The organism is Variovorax sp. PDC80 (genome assembly GCF_900115375.1).
In the GTDB taxonomy this organism is placed as follows: Bacteria; Pseudomonadota; Gammaproteobacteria; order Burkholderiales; family Burkholderiaceae_C; genus Variovorax.
The window spans coordinates 1-5873 of record NZ_FOWG01000030.1; the positions used below are offsets into that span (position 1 = coordinate 1).

The following is a 5873-nucleotide window of genomic DNA, read 5'->3' on the forward strand; positions in this document are numbered from 1 at the left end:
GCGATGGTGCTGCTGGTCACCCGGTTGTTGGCATCGACCTGGTAGGTGGTGGTGCGCACGTTGGCGGCGTTGAGCGGCACGGGCAGCGCGTCACCGGCCGGCAGCGCCAGCACATCGCCATAGACGTTCTGCGCCATCACGTTGCCCGCCGCGTCGTACACCCAGGTGCTCAGCGTGCCGGTGGCGCTCACCTCGGCCACCTTGCGGTTGCCGGCATCGAACCAGCTGCGCGTGCGCCCACCGTTGGCATCCACCGCCACGATCAGGTTGCCGCTCGCGTCATAGCTGCTGGTGCGCGTGGGCGCAGCCGTGGTCCAGCCGCCGGCGGCGGTGTAGATGCTCACCGAGGCCAGGCGCACCGTCAGCTGCCGGTTCAGGCCGTCGTAGGTGTAGGTCGTCAGCCGCTGCTCGGGCAGCCCCGCCGCCTCGGTGGTCGTGAGCTTGTTGCCGAAGGCGTCGTAAGTGGTCTGGTTGACCACCGCCACCGCCTGGCCACTCGCGTTCTTGCTCGTGATCGGCAACGTCTCGCTAGCGACGCGCCCGAGCCGGTCGTAGGCGTAGGTGGTCACGCCCCCGAGCTTGTTGGTCAGCGTCTCGCGCTGGCCCAGCGCGTTGTAGGTGTAGCGCTCGGCGTTCGACTCGGCATCGATCGTGCGCGACAGGCGCCCCGCGGCGTCGTACTCGAAGCGCGTGAGCGCATCGCTGGGGTTCGTGCCCGGCAAGGCTGGCGCCTGGGTGGCGCTGTAGGCGCCCGTGACCCGGCCGAAGTAGCGCTTGATGCTCAGCGTCTGGCCGAACATGTCGTAGCTGTTCGCGGTGGCGTAGCCCTCGGGGTCCACACTGAGCGTGACGTGTCCGGCCGCGTCGTAGTAATAGAAGGCCGCGTTGCCGCGCGGGTCGGTGATCTTGACGACGTTGCCGTTGGCGTCGTAATCCGAGCGCGTGATGCCGCCGAGCCCATCGCTCACGCTGATCTTGTGGCCGGCCGCGTCGTAGTCGTTGACGGTGGTGTACAGGGACGCGAGCGCATCGCGATTGGCCTGCGTCAGGTCGGCCGCCTTGAGCGCGCCGCCCGCGGCATTGGTGTACTTCAGCAATTTGCGCTGCTGCAGCGCCCAGGCACTGTCGCTGAGTGAGAGCTCGCTGCCGCGCGGGTCGATCGTGCGCGTGAGCCGCCCGACGCCGTCGTAGACGTAGCGCGTGACGGCTGCCTCGGGCTGGCCGAAGGCCGCGGTCTCGCTGATGCGCTGCCCGGCCGCGTCGTAGCCGTAGACCGTGATCTGCAGCGCACGCCCGGAAGTGGACGCGAGCTTGATGGCCGCGTCGAGCTGCGCCTGCTGGGTCACGGCAGTGGCCGCGGGGATGGCCACCGGATAGCGCACGATGGCGGAGAGCCGGCCCTGCGCGTCGTACTGGCGCTGCACGGCATAGCCCAGTGCGTCGACCGTGAGCGACTCGCGCCCGGTGGGGTCGTAGAAGCTGCGCGTGCGCTGGTCGAGCGTGTCGGAGGCCGTGGGCGCGGGCACGGTGCCCGGCACCCAGCTGGCCATGTTCACGGGGTTGTAGAAGGCGCGCTTCTCGCTCACGCTGCCATTGCCGTCGAGCGTGTACTTGACGGTGTTGCCCAGCGCATCGACGCTGGCGACCAAACGGCCGGCCTTGTCGTAGACGCTGTGCTGCAGCTGGTCCTTGGCGGCGGTCGAGGCGGTGGTGGTCGCCACGTAGGTGCCCGCTGCCGCGGCCTGCTCGAGCTGGAAGCCCGAGATGCGGAAGGGACGGGTATCGTTGGCCGTGTACTTGACGACGCCGAAGTTCAGCCCCGGCGCCGCAGGCGCGACAGCCGTGGTCGAGATGCGGTAGCGCCCGTTGCCCAGGCTCTGCACCACGTACTTGTTGGTGGCGATGCCGGCGCCGAACATCACCATCCCGAACGAGTTCCCGGCCGTGTTGACCGCCGGGTTCCCGAAGGCCGGCGCCAGGCCGTCCTCCATCTCGACGATCATCGACAGCGTGTAGGTCGTGCCGGGGGTGGTCGCGAGCGTCTTGTAGACGAGGGAGTAGGGGCCGTTCGGATCGGGCGCGATGCGCAGCGCCCCGCCCAGGCCGGTCATCGTTGCCACCGAGACCACGCCGGTCTTGGAGGGTGCATCGGCCAGGCCGTTGGCGAACTCGCTCTGCGTGAAGAGGTTGGTGTTCGCCTGCACCAGGGCGTCCAGCTGCGCGAGCGTGGGCGCCGCGCCCAGGCTGGTGGTGTTGATCGCCTTGGCGTAGCGCGTGACGAGGCTCACGCGTCCGGCCGCGTCGTAGCTGTTCTTCTCGAGCTGGCCCAGCGGGCCGAGGGTGTAGACGAGGCGCCCGGCGCTGTCGTAGGCCAGGCGCGTCACCTGGCTCTTGGCGTCGGCCGCGGCGGTAATGGCCGTGGTGGTGGTCGGCGTGAGATTCCCAGCGACGCTGGCCTGCTCGAGCTGGTAGCCGGTTACGCGCAGGGCACGGGTGTCGTTGCCGGCGTACTTGACCACCCCGAAGTTCGCCCCCGGCGAGGCGGGTGCCACGCCAGTGGCCGAGACACGGTAGCGTCCACCCCCGAGGTTCTGCAGCGTGTAGGCCGTCGGATTGGCCGCGTTGGCGAACATCACCAGCGCGAAGGAGTTCGCGACGTTGGTGACCGCTGCGTTGCCGAAGGACGGCGGCAGGCCGTCCTCCATCTCCACGATCACCGACAGGGTGTAGGTCGCACCGGCCGTGGTCGCCAGCGTCTTGTAGGCATACGAACCCGCCGGATCGCTCGCGAGCCTGAGTGCGCCCCTGAAGCCGGCGATTGACGCCGCCGTTGCCGCCCCGCCCTTGGCCGGCGCGTCCCCCACCCCATTGGCGAACTCGCTCTGCGTGAGCAGGTTCGTGCCCGCCTGCTGCGCGTTCCAGAACGCTCGGTTGGTGACGTTGCCGTTCTTGTCGAAGCTCTGGGTGGTGACGGTGCCCACCCCGTCGGTGTGCGAGGTCTGCCGGTTGGCACGGTCGTAGGCATAGACGTCGCGCTCGGTGCGCGCGGCAGTGGCGCTGGCCGTGGCGGTCGCCACCGCGCTGTCGATCGCCGCCGGGGTCAGGGCCGTCGTCACCGGAATCCGGGCGCCATACGCATAACGCTCGGTGACGTTGCCGTTGGCATCGAAGACCTGCTTGACCACGGCACCGGTGCCGTCCACCGTGTAGGTCTTGCGCCCCAGGTTGTCGTAGACGTTGCGCGTGCGCTGGTCATGGCTGTCATCGACCACCACCACCGGGTCCTTGGTCGGGTCCCAGGCCGTCAGGTTGATGGGCTTGGCGTAGCCCCGCGTCTCCACGAGGTTGTTGCCCGCGTCGTACTTGTACTCGACCACCCCGCCGGCGCCATCGACCGTGAAGCGCAGACGACCGTCGCGGTCGTAGCGCCGGCGCTGGGTCGCCGCCGCACCCAGGGTCGGCAGCAGCTCCTGCATGGCCTTCAGGCCCGGCGCCACGCCCTGCAGGTTCGCCAGCGACATCGCCGCCGCGTAGCTGGTCTCGGTGCTCACGCGACCCTCGTCGTCATAGCTCGTCTGGCGCACGCTGCCCATCGCGTCGATGGTGAAGACCTTGCGGTTGGCCTTGTCGTAGACGTACAGCGTGGCGTTGCCGTTGCCGTCGATGGCCCTGACGACGTTGCCCTCGCCGTCGTAGTCGTAGCTGCGCGTGAGGTTCAAACCCAGCGGGTCGATCTGCTCCTTGATGCGCCGCCCGGCCCCGTCGTAGGTGTAGCGCGTGAGCCGCCCGTCCGGCCCCTGCACGCTGAGCGTGGTGCCGTCGGTGTCGTAGGTGTAGGTGGTCTGCAGGTTCAGCCCGACATAGGCGCCGTTGGACGGATCCACCGTCTCCTGCAGCAACTGGCCGTCCAGGTCGTACCTGTAGCTGGTGACGGTGCCACCGGGGTCAGTGACGCTGATCTGCTGGCCCGAGGTGTCGTACTTGTAGGTGGTCACCAGCGCCAGCCCGGCGGCATCGACGGTGCGCGTGAGCAGGCGGTCGGCCGCGTCGTAGGCGTAGCTGGTGACAGTGCCCCTGGCATCCGTGGTGCTGAGCTTCAGGCCGGTCTTGTCGTAGGTGGTGCTGGTGCCCACGCTCTCCGGTGCCTGGGTCTGCAGCAGGTTGCCGCTCTTGTCGTAGACGTAGCTGGTGGTGTTGCCGCGACCGTCCTTCACGCTCAGGGTCTGGCCTTGGCGGTTGTGCACGGTGGTCACGCCGACGCCCTCGGGCGTGGTCACGGTGACGCTGCGGTTGGCCAGGTTGTAGGCGTAGGTCGTGGTGTTGTTCAGCGCGTCGCGCTGGGTCAGTACCCGGTCGAAGGCGTCATAGGTGGTGACACGCTTGGCACCGGTGGCATCGGTGGTGGTGACCACCCGCCCGAGGCGGTCGTAGGCGATGCTCGTGGCGTTGCCGTTGCCGTCCACGCGCGTGATGGCGCGGCCGAAGGCGTCGTAGCCGATGCTGCGGCTCACGCGGGCGGCTGAGGCGCCCGTGGCGTCCGCCGTGCTCGAGGTCTTCAGGCCCCGGCGGTCGTAGTCGATGGTGTTGGTGACGACCTGGCCGCCCAGCCGGGTCTGGCTGCTCGCGGTGACCTCGCGGAAGGCGTTGTACGAGTAGCTGGTGAGGTTGTTGGTGGTCCCCGAGGTGGCCACGCTGCTGCTGGCCAGGGTGCCGGTGGCGTTGTAGCGGTTGACGGTGCGCCGGTCCTTGGCGGTGTCGTCCACCGCGTCGACCAGGCCCCTGAGGATGTCGGTGTTCAGCCCCCCTGGGGTGGTGGTCCCGAGGGTGCCCAGGTTTACGGGGGTGCCGTAGACGATGAGCTCGCTCAGTTGGCCCAGCGCGTCGTAGCGGTTCTCGGTGACCTCGCCCAGTGCGTTGACACTGTAGGTCAGCCGACCCAGGGCGTCGTAGAAGAACAGGGTGCGGTGGCCGTTGGCGTCGGTGGTGCTGGTGCGCCGCCCGGCCGCGTCGTAGGCGTGGGTCGAGCCGTTGGCGCTCCATGCGCTCAGTGGGTCGGCCAGGGCCACGGCCGCGCTGCCGCGCCCGTCGAGCTCGCCGATCAGGCGGCCCTGGATGTCGTAGCGCTGGCGCTCGATGCGTTCGTCCGTGGTGCCCGCGGCGGTGGAAGTCTGAACGAGGCGGCCGGCCAGGTCGTAGGTGAAGCTGGTGACGGTGCCTTCGACGTTGGTGCGGCTGAGCAACTGGTTCGCCGCGCTCCAGGTCTGGGTAACCACCTGGTCCAGCGGGTCGGCGTCCGGGCGCACGGTCGAGAGCGTCGCCCCTGCGGCCGCCGGGCTCTTCGCTGGCTTCAGGTAGCGCTTGGTCTGGGTGACGTTGCCGCGCAGGTCATACGTCGTCTCGGTGAAGTAGCCCTCGCCGTCGACCTGGCCCACGAGCTGGCCGCGGGCGTTGTAGAAGCTGTAGGTGCGGATGTCGTCCGGGCTGGTGTCTACGGGGCGCAGGCCCTTGAGATCACCGCTGGCGCGCGCGATCGCCACGGCCATCATGCGCGCCGACACGCTCGAGAAGTTCGCCGCACGGCTCGCGTAGCGGATGGTCTGCACCTGCTCGCCCGCGGCGTTGTACTTGTACTCGGTGAGGTAGCCCTCCGCGTCCAGCGTGCCCTGCAGCTGGCCGTTGCGGTTGTACAGCTGCGTGGTGGTGCGGTCTTGCCCTGCGTCGAGGCCCACCAGCACGGTGGGCGTGGAGGTGCCCGTCACCGTCTGGGTGAAGGTGATCGCACCGTCGGCGTTGAGGGAGTCGCCCGAGTACACGGCGCTGAAGGTGTGCGTGCCGGCGGGGATCGGCACGCCGCGCAGCGTGGCTGTGCCGTC

1 protein-coding gene is annotated in these 5873 nt (G+C 69.2%); it reads right to left on the reverse strand.

Going from position 1 to position 5873, the window contains the following annotated elements; genetic code table 11:
• On the reverse strand, nt 1-5873 hold a 5873-nt coding region (locus tag BM109_RS40450), incomplete at both ends, for a phage head spike fiber domain-containing protein (RefSeq protein WP_143129350.1).